Here is a 16,974-nt window from a genome sequence, read left to right on the forward strand (position 1 = left end):
GCGTCGATGGCTGACTCCCAGCGTCTCCCGGTGGTGGAAACATTCCATTCCCTGCAGGGAGAGGGCCACCATGCCGGACGCAGTGCATTTTTCATTCGGCTCGCGGGCTGCACCGTGGGCTGTCCCTGGTGCGACACCAAGCACTCATGGCCGGCCCAAGGGCACCCTGAGCAACCCATCAATGCCTTGGCTGATGCCGCCCAGATAGCTGCTAAAGCCGGAGCCAGCTTCGTTGTGATCACCGGTGGGGAACCGTTGCATCACGATCTGCAGCCCCTCACCCAGGCCCTCGATGCGCGATGCGGTCTCCCCCTGCATCTGGAAACCAGCGGGGTGGATCCACTCAGCGGACGCTTCGATTGGATCACCCTCTCGCCAAAACGCCACCGCCCCCCACGGCAAGAGCTGTTGCAGGCCTGCCATGAGCTGAAAGTTGTGGTTCATGGCCCGGAAGACATCAGCTTCGCTGCAGCCATGGCATCCAAGTGCGAGGACGACACAGAGCGGCTGCTGCAGCCGGGCTGGGAGAGCAGCATCGGAGAAGCCCTGGCTGTGGAGCATGTGCGTCAACACACCCAATGGCGTCTCAGCCTGCAAAGCCACAAATGGCTTGGAATCCGCTGAAGGAGGCCGTTGAGGGCAGGGTCTGCTCCACTACGTTGAGGTTGAACAGAATTTGATCACCTGAGCCCATGACCTCAGTGGCCGTTCTGGGCACAGGCCTCCTCGGAACGGCGATCGCAACGCGATTGCTGGAGCAGGGTCTCAACGTCCACGTCTGGAATCGCGACCCCTCCCGCATCGTCTCCCTCGTGGAGAAGGGTGCAACAGCGATCGACGATCTGGGGCAAGCCGCGAAAAACAACAGCATCTTGATCACCGTCTTGCGTGACGGGGCAGCAACGGCATCCGTGATCGGCACGATTGGGGATCTGCAGAGCTCAACGGTGATCCCGATGGGGACCATGGGAGTTGAGGAAAGTCGCAAGCTCGCCACACAGGTTGCGGACCAGGGAGGGCAGTATCTGGAAGCCCCGGTGCTCGGCAGCAAACCACAGGCACTGAACGGATCGCTGCTGGTGATGGCCGGCGGCGAAGAGCATGTCTTCGAAGAACAACGGCCACTCCTCTCTCATCTCTGCCAGGAGCCCCAGCTCGTGGGCCCCGTTGGCAGCGGCGCTGCCACCAAGCTGGCCCTCAATCAGTTGATCGCCAGCCTCACCCACAGCTTCTCCCTCTCCCTGCAACTGATTCAGCGGGCCGGCGTTCCTGTGGAAACGTTCATGGCCATCCTGCGGCCGTCAGCGCTCTACGCCCCCACCTTCGACAAGAAGCTGCAACGGATGCTGGATCACAGCTACGCCGATCCCAACTTCAGCACCGCCCTGCTGCGCAAAGACCTACGCCTGTTCCTGGAGGAGGCGACAACGACTGGGCTCCAGGATCAGGGGTTGAGCGGTTTGCTGTCCCTGCTTGAACAAGCCAAGGGCACCGAGCTGGATGAGCAGGACTACTGCGCCCTGCACGAACTCACGGTTCTGAGATGAGTCAACGCACTGCCATCGCGCTTCTCTCCGGAGGTTTGGATTCCGCCACTGCTGCGGCCCTTGCCCTTGAGCAGGGCGACCGCGTCATCGGCCTGTCCTTTGACTACGGCCAGCGCCATCGCCGCGAATTGGACGCCGCCGCTTCCGTTGCTGAGCAGCTTGGGTTGGCAGAGCATCACTGCATCAGCGTGAATCTGGCCAGCTGGGGGGGCTCAGCCCTCACCGACGCCAGCATCTCAATCCCCACCGATGGCGTGGAGGAAGGCCGCATTCCGCCCACCTATGTGCCCGGGCGCAACACCGTGTTCATCTCCATTGGCCTCAGCCTGGCGGAGGCCCGCGGAGCCGAGAGGTTGGTGCTGGGGGTGAATGCTGTCGATTACTCGGGGTATCCCGACTGCCGGCCCGACTACCTCAACGCCTTTCAGACCCTGGCCGACCTGGCCAGCAAAGCCGGTCGGGAGGGCCATGGCGCCCAACTCTGGGCACCGCTTGTGCAGTGGAGCAAGCTACGCATCGTTGAGGAAGCCCTTCGCCTGGGTGTTCCGATCGAAACAACCTGGAGTTGCTACAGCGGCGGCACGCACCCCTGCGGCGTCTGCGACAGCTGCCGCATCCGTGATGCAGCGCTCCGCGAGGCCGGCCGGCCTGACCTCTGCAGTTCAACAGCGGCATGATCCGCCCCCAACGGCTTGAACTGCCCTGGCAGGAGCCCCAAGCGCTCGCGAACCAACTGGCCCATGCCTACGGCGAAGCAGGACTGGTCTGGCTGGATGGCGACGGCAGCAACCTGGGCCGATGGGCCACCCTGGCGGTGGCACCCCAGGAGATCATCTGCTGCCGTGGCCTCCCTGGAGAGTCAGGAGCCAGCAATCCCTTCGAGGCACTGCGGGGGCTTGCCCCAGGGCATTGGTGCGGCTGGCTGAGCTATGAAGCCGCCGCCTGGGTGGAACCGGGAAACCCCTGGGCCAGCGATGGCATGGCCACGCTTTGGATCGCCCGCCACGATCCGGTGCTTCGCTTTGATCTGCAAAAGCGCAGGCTGTGGATCGAAGCCAGCAGCACGGCTGCTTTGGAACGCCTCACCCAACAGCTGGCCTCCAGCCCTGAGCAGCCCAACGACGAGCCCCCATCAATCCCCCTAACGGCCTGGAGTCACCACACCACACCCGAGCAGTACGCCGCAGGAGTGCAGCGCATCCGTGATCTGATCGCTGCAGGTGATCTCTTCCAAGCCAATCTCACGGCCTGTTGCAGCACAGCCTGGCCCCAGGGAGGCAGTGCCCTCGAGCTGTTTCTCACCCTGAGGCAGGCCTGTCCTGCCCCCTTTGCAGGGCTGATCATCAGCGACCAGAACGAGGCGTTGCTGTCATCGTCCCCGGAGCGTTTTCTGCAGGTGAGTGCTGATGGAGCTGTACAAACCCGGCCGATCAAAGGCACAAGGCCGCGCCATGGCGACCCCGAACAGGATGCAAATCTCGCCGCGGAACTCGTGTGCAGCGACAAGGACCGGGCCGAGAACGTGATGATCGTCGACCTGCTGCGTAACGACCTCGGTCGTGCCTGCCAGCCGGGTTCGATTCAGGTTCCCCAAATGGTGGGTCTCGAAAGTTATGCCTCCGTACATCACCTCACCTCAGTCGTGGAGGGACAACTTCAGGCCGGATTGAGCTGGGTCGATCTTCTGGAAGCCAGTTGGCCTGGGGGGTCGATCAGCGGGGCACCGAAACTGCGGGCCTGCCAACGTCTGCATGAGCTCGAGCCCACCAGCCGAGGGCCTTACTGCGGATCACTGCTACGGGTCGACTGGGATGGCAGCTTCGACAGCAACATCTTGATCCGATCCTTACTGCGCCAAGGCGACACCCTGCGGGCCCATGCCGGCTGCGGAATCGTCGCCGACTCGGATCCCCTTGGCGAAGCAGAGGAGTTGATGTGGAAACTGCAGCCCTTGCTGGAGGGGCTGGCATGACCACCGCTGACATGACCACCTCAGTCGCCTGGATCGACGGCCAGTGGGGAACAGCAGCAAGCCTGCAGCTTCCCCTCGACGACCGCGCCCTGCTCCTGGCCGATGGCCTCTTTGAAACCGTGCTGATCCGCAACGGTGCGCCGCAACTTCTGCAAGAGCATCTGCAGCGATGGAGCGACAGTGCAGCTCTGCTGGGCATGGACCCGCCACCGCAGCGGGACGCGCTGGAGCCTCTGATTGAAGGCGCGATTGAACGCAGCCAGCTGAGCGAAGCCGATGGAGCCCTGCGCCTCAACTGGAGCCGCGGCAGCACACCTCAGCGCGGAATCGGACTGCCGGCCCCAGGGCAGCACCGCTTTTGGCTCACGCTCCAGGCCTGCACACCAACATTTTCAGCCGTCACCACCATCACCAGTCGCCATGAGCGCCGCAACGCCTCCAGCCGCTTGAGCCGTTGCAAGACCTTTGCCTACGGGCAATCGATCCAGGCCCGCAGGGAGGCCCAGGAGCAAGGGGCCGACGACGCTCTGCTCTTGAACACGCCTGGAGCCCTCTGCTGCGGAACGGCGGCCAATCTGCTGGTGCTACGTCGCGGACAGTGGCTGACACCGCCCCTCAGCAGCGGCTGCCTCCCGGGGGTGATGCGGGGCCGTGCACTGGCCCAGGGCATTGCGGTGGAAACCGAGCTGGCGGCCGCGTTCGATGCCGACGATCAGGCTGTTCTGATCAACAGCCTCAGCTGTCGACCGATCGCATCCCACAACGGCAAGCCCATGGCGGCAACGACGACTGCAGTGGATCTATGGCAATCCCTACTCCATTGAGCCAAGAGCAAGCGATGGCCTAGATCCGAAGAATCCGGCGCACAGCCTCGTCCCAGCCATGGGCATGGGGGGCTGCCGCGAGCTGGAAACGTCCAGCAGCGATCCCGGAACGCAACGCGGGATGGGGGCCATCGGGCCCGGGCACCACGACAGCGATGTCAGCCACCTCGAGCAACGGCAGATCGTTGGGGGAATCCCCCAAGGCCAAGACCTGCACCTGCTCAGCACCCAGATGTCGCTTCAGGGTGGCCAACGCCTTGCCTTTGCTGATGTCTGGCCCCAGCAGGTGACCCATGCGGTTGCCCTGCACCACCGTCAGGCCCATCCGCTGGACCAGGGCCTCAAGCCGGCGACGCCCCTCTACCGAGGGCGGCACAAAAGGCACGCTGCAGCACCGCCGCTGCGCCTGGCGCAAGGCTTCACCGCCAAGCCCCAACAACCGCTGCCCTTCCGCCTCACTGAGTTCATCCAACGGGCGCAGGGGCTCACCCAACTCAGCCTGAAGACGCTGCAACTGGGGTTTCAGCACCGTCCAATCCGGACCCAACGGCAGCTGCCAGGGATCCCCTTCCGGGGTTTCCCCATGCACGGCGCCACCGTTTTCAACTATGTACGGGTCATGAAGCCCCGCCTCGGAGCGAAAGCCGCGCACTTCCTCGGCCGTTTTGCTGGTGCAGGGAATCACCGGAATCCGGTGCTGTTGCAGCTCACGGATCAGATCCTTGGCCGGCGACCAGTCGTAACTGTGATCCAGCAAGGTGCCGTCGAGATCGGTCACCACCCACCACGCCGGCTCAACACTCGCGGTCATGGCTGAACCAACCAATGCACCGCATAAGGCTCCAGCGAATGCAACTGATGTGGTGCGAACACATGACCGCTCAGGCAATCGGCCCATGGCTGGTTCAGATCACCACCCAAGCGACCAAGGCGCAAGCTCAGCCGTGCTGCCGTCATGTTGTGAACGGCCACCAGCGTTTCCCCACCGCGGGAGCGCTGCAGGATGACGCGATCACTGCGATCCGCACTCAGCACCGTCATCGGGGCATCCGGATGCAAGGCGGGATGCACAGCCCGCTCAACCAAAGCCCGCCGCAACACCGGCAGCAGCGCGGAGACATCCGAATCGGGATCAGCCAGGCGGCGCTCCAGGGCCTGGGCCGTGAACTGAGGCCGATTCAAATCCCGGCGATGACCCGTGCGGCGAAAACGGGTCAGATCATTAGGAGCTGCCAGCAACGCCGGCAGATAAAAGGCAGGAACCCCGGGCAAGGCCAGGATCAACAGCTGGGTGAGCAGAAAGCGCTCCCGTTGGAGATAGGTGGGATCAATCCCCCCATCGGCCATGGCACTCCACCAGCTGATGTTGATTTCGTAGGGAACCTCCTCACCGGAACTGAGCATCCTGTGGCTGACCAATCCACCCCGTTGCTCACAACCGATCAACAGCTGCAGCAAACGCTTCTGGGGCATCAGGCCCTCCAGCGGCCTTAAACCGATGCCGTCATGACAGGCGGTGAAATTGAGCAGCCCTGTCTGCGGCGGCAAGGCGGGCCAACGACTCAGCCAGGCATTGAGTAGATCGGCCCGACCACTGACGCTGGCCTCTAGCAGCAAGGGCGGCAGGGGAAAGTTGTAAGCGAGATGCGCTTCATCACCACTCCTCAGATAGGAGAGGTTTTCCTGCTCCGGAACGTTGGTCTCGGTGACCACAACGCCTTCGGGTCCCGCCTGATCAAGCAGCAGCCGCAGCACCCGAACCAGTTGATGGGCCTGCGGCAGATGAATGCATGAGGTGTGGGGTTCCTTCCAGACAAAACCCACGGCATCCAGACGGATCCAACGCACCCCATGCCGGGCCATGCGTTGCATCAGCCGGGCAAAGCCCAGCAGCACCTCCGCACTGCGCCAGTTGAGATCCACCTGATCGGGGCCAAAGGTGGTCCAGACCTGACGCGCACCCTTGGGCCCCCTCAACTGCGTGAACAGGTTGGAACTGCGTGGACGAACAACATCCACCCAGCAAGGATCAGGGGCTGCCTCGAGCACACAGGAGCGGCCGGGCTCTTCATCCCGCATGAACTGCTGCACCCAGGGATGGGACGCCGACACGTGGTTGAGAACGAGGTCAGCCATCAGCCGCCTGCCCTGGGCAAGAGCGGCAAGGTCATTCCAATCACCGAAACGCTGCTCGAGCTTCGTGTGGCTGGCCACCGCAAAACCACCATCACTGGTGGATTGCAAAAACGGCAGCACGTGAATCACCGCTGCGAAGGGCTGCAGATGGCGATTCACAAACGACTTCAGCGCTTGCAGGCCAGGCACACCCTCATCAGCAACGGTGTCGGCGTAGGTGATCAGGACCACATCGCCGCCACTCCAGCGATCGATGTGTTCTGCCATATCGCCATCTCCTGACGGTTGGCTCAAGATCTGCAGCAATTGCGACGACACGTCCTTGCCATCCCCGGAAGAATCATTCGGGTACAGATCGCCAAGCAGGGTCCGCAGCGTCTCTTCGCGCGGGGGCTGCATCGCCTTCCTCCTCATCACCGTTCAGGTATGGGGCAGGACTCTGACCACTGTTGTTGCATCGAACACCACATGGACTTTCAGCAGGGCCTGATCAGCACGGTTCATGACTACAGCTTGGGCAATCTCGATGCAGTTGCCTTCAACAAAGAGCTCAGTCAGCGACCCACCACCCTGCTGATCCCCTGCCTGATGGAGGAATTCAGCCGCCCTGCCCTGGGCCTGATCCGCGACACACTTTCGGGCCTGAAGGGACTCAATGAACTGGTGGTTGCCTTGGCAGCCAACAGCGCCGACGACGTCAAAGCGGCCGAACAGTTTTTCGAAGGGATGCCTTTCCCCGTTCGGGTGCACTGGACCAATGGGCCTGCCGTGCGCGAATTGCTGGAATCCGTCGGCGAACTGGGCCTCGACGTGACTGGGCCACCGGGCAAAGGCTGGGCCGTCTGGCAAGGACTAGGCGTGGCGTGTCAGAACGCTGAAGTCGTTGGCCTGTTCGATGCCGACATCAGAACCTTCGGATCGGCGTATCCAGAGCGGATGCTGCGTCCCCTGCTGGATCGATCCCACGGTATTGCCTACGTAAAAGCGTTCTACAGCCGCCTCTCCCTTGAAACCCAGGCACTTCAGGGCCGCGCCACACGCCTGTTTGTCGGCCCATTGCTGGCCAGCCTGGAACAGATCTTTGGCCCCCTTCCCTATCTGGCGTATCTGCAGTCATTCCGTTACCCCCTGGCTGGTGAGTTCGCGTTCACCACGGATCTAGCCATGAATCTGCGCATCCCGTCGGACTGGGGACTGGAAGTGGGCCTGCTGTCTGAGGTCTATCGCCATGTAGCCTCCAGCCGAATCGCTCAAGTGGATCTGGGGTTGTTCGACCACAAACACAAGGAGCTGGGCCAGCAACCGAGCGAGGGCCTGCAGCGCATGGCGGGCGAGATTTTCGGCACGGTGTTGCGCGGCCTGATGGAACACGAAGGTTGCGTGATGTCGATGGATCAACTACCGACCCTTGAAGTGCTGTACCGGCGCGTTGGCGAAGATCGCGTTCGACAATTCGGCCTTGATTCAGCCATCAATCGGTTGCCTTACGACCGCCACGACGAAGAACTGGCTGTTCAAAATTTTGCGGGCTTGCTGCGCCCCGGCCTGGCCAAACAGATGCAGGCACCCATCGCCCATCAACTGCCGAGCTGGTCGCGACTGCGCAGTTGCAATTCAGCCCTTCAAGCTGATCTGGCCGCAGCAGGACAGGCAGATCGCACATCCCTGAAACGGCCGAATCACAACCCGCAACGCATCGCCTCTGAACTCGCTGCTTGAAGCCAACGCATTGAGCCTCAGCCCAGCTGCTCCCGCTCTCGCGTGATCCAAACTGTTGCAGCGCGCTGGGAATGCCACGCCTGAAGCAATTGCTTGGCCAAAACCTGCAGCTGCTGTGGATCGATTGTTGATTCGATCGCGCGATTCATCCGCTCAACATCGAATTGCTGAGAAACACTCAAACCGATCGCTTTCTCCATTCTGCAATCCCCATGATCGACAAAGCAATCATGCAAAAAGCGGCGAAAAGGAATTGTTTCAGCTGAAACGAAAGAGCCACTCCGTGCGATCTTCAAAACGCTAGTGGGCACTCACTTCTCAAAGCCCAGAGCAAAATCGTGACGGTCGATACACAATCGACCGACTCTGTATCAACTCATCTGTATCAAATCTAAAGGCGTGCTGATTCGGTGACCAATCAAACACTCCTCTTGTCTTAAGACCACGAGATTGACATCATTCCAGATGCTCAAGATGATTGAGTGTGTTTACCAAAACGACACCAGCCGAATGGTGATCGTGAAATGCATTGGTGCCGACCACTTCTACCGAGAGAAGGTGGTGATGCCCACAGAGGTCTTTTGGTTTGAAGCTCCCGAGGATGCGCGCCTGGAAATCTGGAAAATGTCGATGACAGGGCAGATGCTGCACGTGCGTGCCGACGTGAGCGATTACGCCATGAATGAAGAGCCTGCAACAGAATCCATCTGGGCCAGCTGAACTGACCCAGAAGAAGCCATCAGAAGCGAAGCTCTAAACGCTCAGGAACTGATCAACAACCGTCTGGCTGAGTTCACTGGTTAAGCCACTGGCAACAATGCCGCCCCGTTGCATCGCGTAATAGCGATCAGCCTGGCGAACGAAGTGGAGATGTTGCTCCACCAGCAACACCCCGATCCCGGTGTCGGCGATGATCCGCCGAACAGCAGCTTCAATATCCTGAACAATGTTGGGCTGAATGCCCTCCGTGGGCTCATCCAACAGCAGCAACTTCGGCTTGCCAAGCAACGCACGGGCGATGGCCAATTGTTGTTGCTGACCCCCACTCAAATCGCCGCCCTTACGCGGTAGAAACTCCTGAAGGATCGGAAACAGCTCATACACGAATGGATCAATGTGGCGATGCCGGGCCAATCCACCCGGCAACGCCTCCATTCCCAAAAGCAAGTTTTCTTCCACCGTGAGCTGGGGGATGATCTCGCGACCTTGCGGCACATAACCAATCCCGGCCCGAGCCCGCTGATGCGGTGCCTGACGATCCAATTGAGCACCGTCGAACGCCATGGTTCCGGAGCGGGGACGCAACAGACCGATCAGCGATTTCAACAGGGTGGTTTTACCCACACCATTGCGGCCGATCAGACAAACCATCTCCCCCGATTTCACGCTGAGATCAACATCCCGAAGAATGTGACTTTCGCCGTAAAAGGTGTTGAGGCCTTGAATCTCCAGCAGGTTCGTCATTGGTTCTCCTCCTCAGTGGTGCCGAGATAAACCTCAATCACCCGGGGATCGGCCTGCACCTGATCCATCGTGCCCTCACAGAGGACATGGCCCTGGTGCAGCACCGTCACCGGACTTTCAAGCCGTCGAATGAATTCCATGTCGTGCTCGATCACCAGCACGGTGTGATCCCCGGCCAACGACTTGAGCAGATCCGCCGTCAGATCGGTCTCCTCATCCGTGAGCCCAGCCACCGGCTCGTCCACCAGCAACAGGTCGGGATCCTGACCCACAAGCATGGCGATCTCAAGCCACTGTTTCTGGCCGTGGGACAACGACCCAGCAGCCCAATCGGCACGGTTCTGCAGATTGACGATGCTCATCAAGTGATGAACACGATCGCGCTGCTCCCCATTCAGGCCCCCCACGAGCAATGACCAGGGCTGCTTCGGCTGGCTGACCGCTAAAGCCAAGTTCTCCTGAACGCTGAGCTTCTCGAAAACACGAGGGCTCTGAAACTTGCGGCCGATGCCAAAGCGCGCGATGCGGTGCTCGCGCGTTCCCACTAAGGAGCGTCCTTTGAAGACCACATCCCCTTCCGTGGGAGCGGTCTTGCCAGTGATCACATCCAGGAACGTGGTCTTGCCGGCGCCATTCGGGCCGATCACGGCGCGCAGCTCCCCAGGCTGAAGGCTGAGGTTGAGATCGCGCAGCGCCAAAAAGCCATCAAAACTGACGGTGATTTGGCGCAACTCCAATAAAGCCTTACTCATGACTGAACCTCTTCCTGACCTTCAAGATCGAGACGTGGATAGGTCTCACTCCGACGGGCAATGCCGAATCGGTTGAGCCAGTTGCGAGGGCCATCGCCTCGGAACCAGCCAATGACGCCCTCCGGCAAGGCCGTCACCACGAGGATGAACAGGCCCCCTTGGATGAACAGCCAACTTTGGGGGAGAGCTTCGCTCACCAAACTCTTGGCGTAGTTGATCGCCACAGCGCCAAGGATCGCTCCCACGAGCGTGCCTCGACCGCCCACAGCAACCCAGATCACCATCTCAATCGAGAAGGGAACGGTCATGTACTGCGGCGAAACGATGCCGGACTGAACGGTGTAAAGCGCACCACCGATGCCTGCCAAACCACCAGCGATGGCGAAGACGATCGTCTTGAACAGGGTTGGGTTGTAACCGGCAAAGCGCAGCCGGGGTTCGTCATCGCGAATGGCGATCAACACGTCTCCAAACCGGCCCCGCACCACCCAGCGCAGAAACAGCCAGGCCAGGATCACCACCACAGAGGTCAACCAGAAGAATCCCCGCTGCATCTCCGGGGAACCCACCATCTGGCCGAACAGCTGGGTAACGTCGGTTTTAAGACCATTGGTGCCGTTGATCAGCTTCTGCTGGCCGTTGAAGAAATTGAAGAAAACAAGCAGGGCCGCCTGGGTGAGGATCGAGAAATAGACCCCCTTGATCCGGTTACGGAACACCAGGTTGCCGAGCACGGCAGCCAGCACGGCTGGAACCAGCCAGATCGCCACCAAGGTGAACAGCGGGGAATGGAACGGCTCCCAGAAGGCGGGCAACCGATCCACGCCATACAGGCTGAAGAACTCGGGAATGCCATTGGGCAGATCACCCGAGCTGTTGAGCTGCAGGTACATCGCCACGGCGTAACCGCCGAGGGCAAAAAAGATGCCCTGGCCAAGGCTGAGCAACCCGGTGAAGCCCCAGATCAAATCGATACCCAGGGCAACGATCGCCAATGAAAGGAAGCGACCCAACAGATTCAGCCGAAACACAGGCAAAACAGCGGGCGCGGCAACGATGGCCGCAACGATCACCACCCAAAGGATGATCAAAGGCCAACGGCGTTGTTGAAAGGCTTGGAACATCAGATCAGGCCTCCACCATGCGTCCTTTTTGCGGGAACAGACCCGCGGGACGGAATTGAAGGAACACCACGATCAGAGCGAACACCATCACCTGGGCCATGCTCGTGGTGGCGAAGAAATTCACGGCACCGGCCAGGGGAGCTGGCATGTCAGGCCAGATCGTCAGCAGACGTCCAGCACCGATCAAGTCGGTGAGCAGGCCAATGGCAAAGGACGCGAGCACGGTGCCCAAGAGGTTTCCGACGCCACCGAGCACCACCACCATGAAGCAGCCCACGATGTAGGAGCCGCCCACGTTGGGGCCCACCGAACCCAGCAGGGAAACAGCAACCCCCGCCACACCGGCCAAACCGGAGCCGATGCCAAAGGTGAGCACATCAACGGTATCGGTGGGGATGCCAAGGCAATCACTCATCGAACGGTTCTGAGTCACAGCACGAATGCGCATTCCCCACACGCTTTTGTTGAGGAACCACGTCACCCCAACCACCGCAACGATGGTGATCACGATGATCACCAGGCGCGGCACAGGAAAGGTGATGTCCATGAATTCGATCCCGCCGCGCATCCATTTGGGTGCCGTCACATCCACATTGCGGGAGGTGGCCCTGGCGATGCGGCTGATTTGTGAGGCCAGGCCACCGGCCAGCAGCACACCGCCCAGGGCTGAAACAGCCCAACTCCCCGCACGCACCAAACGAGCCCGAGGCCCCGAAAGAAGCGAGGAGGGAAGCAGCAGCGGCAGGCCAAAGCCCAGCACCAGCGCAAGGATCAGGCCGGCGGCGTGGGCCAGGGCAACACTCCGCACGAACTGCTGAAGAATCAAGCTGACGCCCCAGGTCGCGAGCAGGGTCTCCAGCGGGTTGCCGTAGAGCCGGCGAATCACGGTGCGTTCCAGCAGGATGCCGACCACACCGCTGACGATGAAAGCCAGGGGAAGCGCCACCAGCACGTAGGCGTTGTAAACCGGCTGCAGCGCAGGCAGCTTGAAGATCAGCTGCACCACGTAGGTGGTGTAGGCCCCAAGCATGATCAGCTCACCATGGGCGAGGTTGATCACACCCATGAGGCCGAAGACAATGGCCAGTCCGAGGGCGGCCATCAGCAGCACCGAGCCGATGGCAACACCGTTGAACAGGCTTTCGAGAAGCAGTTGCACGGACGTGTGAAACGAAGCGTTCAATGAAACGACGAAAGGAGGAGCCCGTCACCGGGCTCCTCCCTGAAGAGCAATCAGGCTGTGATCAGAAGATCAGAGCTTGTACTTCTCACCCTTGGCGGCGTCGGTCCAGTCGCAAGCGAAGCCCTTGGAGCTGGGCTCGAACTGGTTCCAGGCCTGAGGAGCCACGGGGCCATCGGTGGATTCGAGGATCTCGAACTGGCCGTCAGCAGTGATCTGGCCGATGCGCACGGTCTGGGAGAGGTGGTGGTTGGGCATCACCTTCACAGGTCCCTGAGGAGCGTCAAACTCGATGCCGACCAGGGCCTCACGCACCTTGTCGTCGTCGAAGCTGTTGGCCTTCTCGACAGCCTTCTTCCACAGGTAGACCATGTTGTAGGCCGACTCCTGAGGGTCAGCGACCTGGCGGTCGGCGCCGTACTTGGCCTTGAAGTCAGCAGCGAACTTTTTGGATGCCGGGGTGTCGATCGACATCATGTAGTTCCAAGCGCCGTAGTGGCCCTCAAGGAACTCAGAACCGATGGTGCTGATCTCCTCTTCCGCGATGGAGTAGCTCATCACGTAGTAGCCGTTATCGGGGGTGATGCCGGCGTCCTGGATCTGCTTGAAGAAGGCGACGTTCTGGTCACCATTCAGGGTGTTGATGATCACACCACCGTCAGGCAGGGCCTTCTTGATCTTGGCGATGATCGGAGCAACCTCGGTGTTGCCCAGGGGCAGGTAGTCCTCACCGACCACTTCGCCACCCAGGGACTTGAGCTGTTCCTTGGTGATGGTGTTGGAGGTGCGGGGGAAGACGTAGTCCGAACCCACGAGGAAGAAGGGCTTGCCAGCGGCAGGCGACTTCTCATACATGAACTTGGTGGCAGGCTCCGACTGCTGGTTCGGAGTGGCACCGGTGTAGAAGATGTTGTTGGAACACTCCTGACCCTCGTACTGAATCGGGTAGTAGAGGAAAGCGTTCTTCGACTCGTACACAGGCAGCATCGCCTTGCGGCTGGCGGAGGTCCAGCCACCGAAGACCACGGGCACCTGGTCCTGGTCGATCAGCTTCTTGGACTTCTCAGCGAAGGTGGGCCAATCGGAGGCACCGTCCTCGACGATGTACTCGATCTTGTACTTCTTGCCATCAACTTCAACGCCACCGGCGGCGTTGATCTCATCGATCGCCATTTTCTCGGTGTCCACCAGGGTGGACTCGGAGATGGCCATGGTGCCGGTCAGCGAGTGCAGGATGCCGACGGTGACGCTGTCGTCGTAGTCAACGTTGGCAGCCTTGTCACCGCCACCGCATGCGGTTACGGCAAAACCCAGCGATGCCGCGGCCATGCCGGCGAACAGACGCTTAGAGAGAGAAGAGCTCATGGTGTTCCAAAACAGGAATGTGCCTGACGGCAGCTGATGGAAGGTACGGATCAGCGCGTCCTGGTTTTGGTATCAAGAAGAACTAAATAGCGAGCCCAACAGCAGCGGATCAACGATTCGGTAGCTGTTGCAACAGGAACCCCACCACCTGCTCCAGGCCTTCGCCGCTGTGGAGATTGGTGAAACACCAGGGGCGGTCTCCCCGCATCCGCCGGGTGTCCTGTTCCATCACTGAAAGATCGGCACCAACCTGGGGAGCCAGATCAATCTTGTTGATCACCAGTAGGTCAGAGCGGGTGATGCCAGGCCCTCCTTTACGGGGGATCTTGTCGCCGGCCGCCACATCAATCACGTAGATGCAGAGATCCACCAGTTCCGGACTAAAGCTCGCCGCCAGGTTGTCGCCGCCGCTCTCAACCAGAACAAGATCGAGATTCGGAAACTGCGTCTCCAGCTCCGCCACGGCAGCTCGGTTGATCGAGCAGTCTTCGCGGATCGCTGTGTGAGGGCAACCACCGGTCTCCACGCCACGGATCCGCTCTGGATCCAGGGCACCCGCACGGGTGAGGAACTGGGCATCCTCCTGGGTGTAGATGTCGTTGGTGACCACCGCGAGCTGGAGCTCGTCGCGCAAGCGGCGACAGAGGGCCTCCACCAGTGCGGTCTTGCCGGATCCCACAGGGCCCGCCACCCCCAGGCGCAGTTTGCTGCTCATCAGCTTCGAAACAGGCGTGAATACAGCTCAGCATGGGCAAGCTGCGCCATGCCCGCACCCACACCGCTGCTCCAGAGCTGCTGGGGATCGGCCGCCTGGAGCTGCTGCGCTTGGGAGGCAATCAGCAGCAGCAGCCGCTGTTGCAGCACCTGCGCTCGGGAGGGACCCAACGGCAGCAGCCGCACCGAGGCACTGAGCTGATTGGCAACCCAGCCGTAGAGGTACCCCTCCACCATGTCTCCCCCTGAAACCGACAGGCGCACAGCGGCCCAGGCCCAGGCCGCTGGCCAGCTCAGGGCCACAGGTTCAGGCAGGTCATGCCCCATGTCCGACATCAACTGCAGCAGCGACATCCCCATCTGACGCTGCTGGGCTCGCAGCTCTGCGGCCTCGCGGGTGGCCAACAGCCAACCATCCAGATCGATCAGGCGCGCCTTGGCCGCAGCATCGGCCTGGGTGGACCACCCCATCAAAGCCTCCGCCAGAGGCCTTAATGCCGCAGCCTCCAGCCGCACCGCGCCCCGTTGCAGTTCAGCCTCCAACCAAGCCTGGATGGCCTGCTCATCGGCGATGGAACCGGCCTGAATCAACACCTCCAGGCCCTCTGAATAGCTGAAGGCGCCCACGGGCAGGGCCGGACTGACCAGTTGCAACAACGCAAGCGAAGTCATCCGTGCTGATGACCTCCGTAGGCGCCGCCTTCAGGGGCAAACGGCTGCAGACAACGGCTCACCGTCAAGCCACGGCCTTCCAGCATCGTGGCGAGAACGGAATCCTCCGGCAGCAACAGCTCCTGCTCATGCAGCTCCAGGGCGACATGACGATTGCCCAGGTGATAAGCCGCCTGCAACAGCTCAAGAGGATGCGACCCCTGCACCCGCAGCAATGCTTCCGGCGCTGCCGTCACCTCCACAACAGTCGAACGAGACTGATCCCCCAGCAGATCACCGGGCTGCAGCGATCCCACACGGGGCAACTGCAGGAGCACTGGACGCCCGCAGGACGTGGTGCGACGGCCCCGCAGCACCGTGCGCTCTTCGGCCGTTAACGGCAACTGCAAGGTGGCCGTGGCACTGCTGTTCTGCAGGCGCTGCTCCAGCACGACCACCGCATCCGTCACCAGCAGCTCCTCTCCAGTTGCACAACGAAAGCGTGCCGATCAATCAGCAGCGCTTTGGTGTGCATTGCTACAGAGTTGAAGCCGGTGGCGGCGGAGCGTGAGGCCATGCAACGTCTTGATCCCTGGCACGGCCGCTGCGACCTGCAGTTTCATGCCACCAACGGCAGCACCAAACACCAGGGGGGCTGCACGGCTCCGTTCAAGCTGCTTCGCAGTGAACGCGGCGATGACGGACGCTGCGAGCTGCCGGTGCTGCACACCGCCGGAGGCCTGGTGGGCGGCGATCAACTCAGCCTGGACTTCAAGCTTGAGGCCAACAGCCGCGGCCTGATCACCAGCGTGGCGGCGCAGAAGGTTTACGGGTCGATCGGCCGCAGCCGCCTGCAACCCGAAGGCTGCTTTGCCCATCAACAGGTGCACTGCTCACTGGCCAGCGGCAGTGACTTCGAATGGCTGCCGCAGGAACTGGTGCTGTACGCCGATGCCCTGTTCGAACAGCAGCTGACGGTGACCCTGCCCCAGGACGCCTCCTTTCTCAGCGCAGAGATTGTGCGCTTGGGCCGAACCGCCGCCGGCGAAACCCTGCAGCAGGGACGGTGGCGCTCGAGCCTCACCATTCAGCGCCTCGCAGGCAACAGCTCAAGCTGGGAGCTGGCGGATCGGGTGGAGCTCGGCGGCGCCAGCCTGGACAGCCCGCATGGGTTGGGAGGCGCGCCAGTGTTCGGAACACTGGTGTGGGCCGCACCGATGGCCATGGGTGCCGAAACAACAGCAACACTGCTGGAGGGAGCGCGGGCCGACCGCGAAGGCCTCACGGGCACAATGCGCTGCGGCGCCCTGAATCAGGGCCTGATCGCTCGCTATTCCGGCGAGTCGAGCCGTGATGCCCGCTTCTGGTTCAGCCGGATCTGGGAGCGAACGCGAACGATCCGGAGGCTGACACGGCCTCGCATCCCCAGGGTCTGGCCCCTGCAGGAACAGCCTCTGCGCCGACAAACGTCCACCGTGAACGCTTTCGAGACTGCAGCGGAGACACACTGAAGAAGACCGAGCTTC

Annotated in this window: 19 protein-coding genes; 8 read left to right on the plus strand and 11 right to left on the minus strand. The window is 61.4% G+C overall.

Annotation, left to right across the window (positions count from 1 at the left end; translation table 11 throughout):
- Positions 1–6: 6 nt before the first annotated feature.
- The 5 genes from SynM161_RS11500 (at position 7) to SynM161_RS11520 (ending at position 4,343) form a co-directional block, all read left to right on the plus strand.
- On the plus strand, positions 7–624 hold the full coding sequence (locus tag SynM161_RS11500; protein WP_186541528.1) for a 7-carboxy-7-deazaguanine synthase QueE: 618 nt from the start codon (positions 7–9) through the stop codon (positions 622–624).
- A gap of 68 nt (positions 625–692) precedes the next feature.
- The gene (locus SynM161_RS11505; protein WP_186541529.1) at positions 693–1,547 is read left to right on the plus strand and encodes an NAD(P)-dependent oxidoreductase; all 855 of its coding nucleotides are present in this window, start codon (positions 693–695) and stop codon (positions 1,545–1,547) included.
- Positions 1,544–2,224: a 7-cyano-7-deazaguanine synthase QueC gene (queC, locus tag SynM161_RS11510; RefSeq protein WP_115131358.1), complete on the plus strand. Its 681-nt coding sequence runs from the start codon at positions 1,544–1,546 to the stop codon at positions 2,222–2,224. The genes SynM161_RS11505 and queC overlap by 4 nt, the downstream gene beginning before the upstream one ends.
- Positions 2,221–3,519 (plus strand): anthranilate synthase component I family protein, encoded by a 1,299-nt coding sequence (locus tag SynM161_RS11515; RefSeq protein WP_186541530.1) that lies wholly within the window; start codon positions 2,221–2,223, stop codon positions 3,517–3,519. The genes queC and SynM161_RS11515 overlap by 4 nt, the downstream gene beginning before the upstream one ends.
- A gap of 11 nt (positions 3,520–3,530) precedes the next feature.
- The gene (locus SynM161_RS11520; protein WP_186542674.1) at positions 3,531–4,343 is read left to right on the plus strand and encodes an aminotransferase class IV; all 813 of its coding nucleotides are present in this window, start codon (positions 3,531–3,533) and stop codon (positions 4,341–4,343) included.
- Between the two features lie 19 nt (positions 4,344–4,362).
- Here SynM161_RS11520 and SynM161_RS11525 read toward each other — a convergent pair whose 3' ends face one another.
- On the minus strand, positions 4,363–5,154 hold the full coding sequence (locus SynM161_RS11525; RefSeq protein WP_186541531.1) for an HAD-IIB family hydrolase: 792 nt from the start codon (positions 5,152–5,154) through the stop codon (positions 4,363–4,365).
- Positions 5,151–6,878 carry an alpha-amylase family glycosyl hydrolase gene (locus SynM161_RS11530; protein ID WP_186541532.1) on the minus strand — a complete coding sequence of 576 codons (1,728 nt, stop codon included), beginning with the start codon at positions 6,876–6,878 and terminating at the stop codon, positions 5,151–5,153. The genes SynM161_RS11525 and SynM161_RS11530 overlap by 4 nt, the downstream gene beginning before the upstream one ends.
- 69 nt (positions 6,879–6,947) lie before the next feature.
- Here SynM161_RS11530 and SynM161_RS11535 point away from each other — a divergent pair, with 69 nt between their 5' ends.
- Positions 6,948–8,198 carry a glycosyl transferase gene (locus tag SynM161_RS11535; RefSeq protein ID WP_186542676.1) on the plus strand — a complete coding sequence of 417 codons (1,251 nt, stop codon included), beginning with the start codon at positions 6,948–6,950 and terminating at the stop codon, positions 8,196–8,198.
- Positions 8,199–8,215: 17 nt separating this feature from the next.
- Here SynM161_RS11535 and SynM161_RS12245 read toward each other — a convergent pair whose 3' ends face one another.
- Complete coding sequence (locus SynM161_RS12245) at positions 8,216–8,509, minus strand: hypothetical protein (RefSeq protein ID WP_370593076.1); 294 nt, start codon at positions 8,507–8,509, stop codon at positions 8,216–8,218.
- 154 nt (positions 8,510–8,663) lie between these two features.
- On the opposite strand from SynM161_RS12245, the gene SynM161_RS11545 reads away from it, so the two are divergent.
- Complete coding sequence (locus SynM161_RS11545) at positions 8,664–8,918, plus strand: DUF1830 domain-containing protein (RefSeq protein WP_115009798.1); 255 nt, start codon at positions 8,664–8,666, stop codon at positions 8,916–8,918.
- A 33-nt stretch (positions 8,919–8,951) separates the two neighbouring features.
- Here SynM161_RS11545 and urtE read toward each other — a convergent pair whose 3' ends face one another.
- The 8 genes from urtE to ureE all read right to left on the minus strand — a co-directional run bounded on the left by urtE (position 8,952) and on the right by ureE (position 15,918).
- Positions 8,952–9,662, minus strand: coding sequence for an urea ABC transporter ATP-binding subunit UrtE (gene urtE / locus SynM161_RS11550; RefSeq protein WP_186541533.1), 711 nt, complete (start codon positions 9,660–9,662; stop codon positions 8,952–8,954).
- Complete coding sequence (gene urtD, locus SynM161_RS11555) at positions 9,659–10,414, minus strand: urea ABC transporter ATP-binding protein UrtD (protein ID WP_186541534.1); 756 nt, start codon at positions 10,412–10,414, stop codon at positions 9,659–9,661. The genes urtE and urtD overlap by 4 nt, the downstream gene beginning before the upstream one ends.
- The gene (gene urtC / locus SynM161_RS11560; protein ID WP_115160971.1) at positions 10,411–11,538 is read right to left on the minus strand and encodes an urea ABC transporter permease subunit UrtC; all 1,128 of its coding nucleotides are present in this window, start codon (positions 11,536–11,538) and stop codon (positions 10,411–10,413) included. Before urtC ends, urtD begins: the two co-directional genes overlap by 4 nt.
- Positions 11,539–11,542: 4 nt before the next feature.
- Complete coding sequence (locus tag SynM161_RS11565) at positions 11,543–12,697, minus strand: branched-chain amino acid ABC transporter permease (RefSeq protein ID WP_115131366.1); 1,155 nt, start codon at positions 12,695–12,697, stop codon at positions 11,543–11,545.
- Between the two features lie 93 nt (positions 12,698–12,790).
- A complete protein-coding gene (gene urtA, locus SynM161_RS11570; protein WP_186541535.1) occupies positions 12,791–14,083 on the minus strand; it encodes an urea ABC transporter substrate-binding protein in 1,293 nt (430 codons plus the stop codon).
- Between the two features lie 109 nt (positions 14,084–14,192).
- Complete coding sequence (ureG, locus tag SynM161_RS11575; protein ID WP_115009792.1) at positions 14,193–14,798, minus strand: urease accessory protein UreG; 606 nt, start codon at positions 14,796–14,798, stop codon at positions 14,193–14,195.
- A complete protein-coding gene (locus SynM161_RS11580; protein ID WP_186541536.1) occupies positions 14,798–15,469 on the minus strand; it encodes an urease accessory protein UreF in 672 nt (223 codons plus the stop codon). The genes ureG and SynM161_RS11580 overlap by 1 nt, the downstream gene beginning before the upstream one ends.
- On the minus strand, positions 15,466–15,918 hold the full coding sequence (gene ureE, locus SynM161_RS11585) for an urease accessory protein UreE (RefSeq protein ID WP_186541537.1): 453 nt from the start codon (positions 15,916–15,918) through the stop codon (positions 15,466–15,468). Before ureE ends, SynM161_RS11580 begins: the two co-directional genes overlap by 4 nt.
- A gap of 105 nt (positions 15,919–16,023) precedes the next feature.
- Between ureE and SynM161_RS11590 the strand changes: the two genes are divergently transcribed.
- Positions 16,024–16,959 (plus strand): urease accessory protein UreD, encoded by a 936-nt coding sequence (locus SynM161_RS11590; protein WP_186542678.1) that lies wholly within the window; start codon positions 16,024–16,026, stop codon positions 16,957–16,959.
- Positions 16,960–16,974 lie beyond the last annotated feature (15 nt).

This window comes from Synechococcus sp. M16.1, from assembly GCF_014279895.1.
In the GTDB taxonomy this organism is placed as follows: Bacteria; Cyanobacteriota; Cyanobacteriia; order PCC-6307; family Cyanobiaceae; genus Parasynechococcus.

What these genes read in the sequence shown, in the direction of transcription:
- SynM161_RS11500 (WP_186541528.1), top strand. Translation starts at nt 7, where the DNA reads ATGGCTGACTCCCAGCGTCTCCCGGTGGTGGAAACATTCCATTCCCTG.
- SynM161_RS11505 (WP_186541529.1), top strand. Translation starts at nt 693, where the DNA reads ATGACCTCAGTGGCCGTTCTGGGCACAGGCCTCCTCGGAACGGCGATC.
- queC (WP_115131358.1), top strand. Translation starts at nt 1,544, where the DNA reads ATGAGTCAACGCACTGCCATCGCGCTTCTCTCCGGAGGTTTGGATTCC.
- SynM161_RS11515 (WP_186541530.1), top strand. Translation starts at nt 2,221, where the DNA reads ATGATCCGCCCCCAACGGCTTGAACTGCCCTGGCAGGAGCCCCAAGCG.
- SynM161_RS11520 (WP_186542674.1), top strand. Translation starts at nt 3,531, where the DNA reads ATGACCACCTCAGTCGCCTGGATCGACGGCCAGTGGGGAACAGCAGCA.
- SynM161_RS11525 (WP_186541531.1), bottom strand. Translation starts at nt 5,154, where the DNA reads ATGACCGCGAGTGTTGAGCCGGCGTGGTGGGTGGTGACCGATCTCGAC.
- SynM161_RS11530 (WP_186541532.1), bottom strand. Translation starts at nt 6,878, where the DNA reads ATGCAGCCCCCGCGCGAAGAGACGCTGCGGACCCTGCTTGGCGATCTG.
- SynM161_RS11535 (WP_186542676.1), top strand. Translation starts at nt 6,948, where the DNA reads ATGGACTTTCAGCAGGGCCTGATCAGCACGGTTCATGACTACAGCTTG.
- SynM161_RS11545 (WP_115009798.1), top strand. Translation starts at nt 8,664, where the DNA reads ATGCTCAAGATGATTGAGTGTGTTTACCAAAACGACACCAGCCGAATG.
- urtE (WP_186541533.1), bottom strand. Translation starts at nt 9,662, where the DNA reads ATGACGAACCTGCTGGAGATTCAAGGCCTCAACACCTTTTACGGCGAA.
- urtD (WP_186541534.1), bottom strand. Translation starts at nt 10,414, where the DNA reads ATGAGTAAGGCTTTATTGGAGTTGCGCCAAATCACCGTCAGTTTTGAT.
- urtC (WP_115160971.1), bottom strand. Translation starts at nt 11,538, where the DNA reads ATGTTCCAAGCCTTTCAACAACGCCGTTGGCCTTTGATCATCCTTTGG.
- urtA (WP_186541535.1), bottom strand. Translation starts at nt 14,083, where the DNA reads ATGAGCTCTTCTCTCTCTAAGCGTCTGTTCGCCGGCATGGCCGCGGCA.
- ureG (WP_115009792.1), bottom strand. Translation starts at nt 14,798, where the DNA reads ATGAGCAGCAAACTGCGCCTGGGGGTGGCGGGCCCTGTGGGATCCGGC.
- SynM161_RS11580 (WP_186541536.1), bottom strand. Translation starts at nt 15,469, where the DNA reads ATGACTTCGCTTGCGTTGTTGCAACTGGTCAGTCCGGCCCTGCCCGTG.
- SynM161_RS11590 (WP_186542678.1), top strand. Translation starts at nt 16,024, where the DNA reads ATGCAACGTCTTGATCCCTGGCACGGCCGCTGCGACCTGCAGTTTCAT.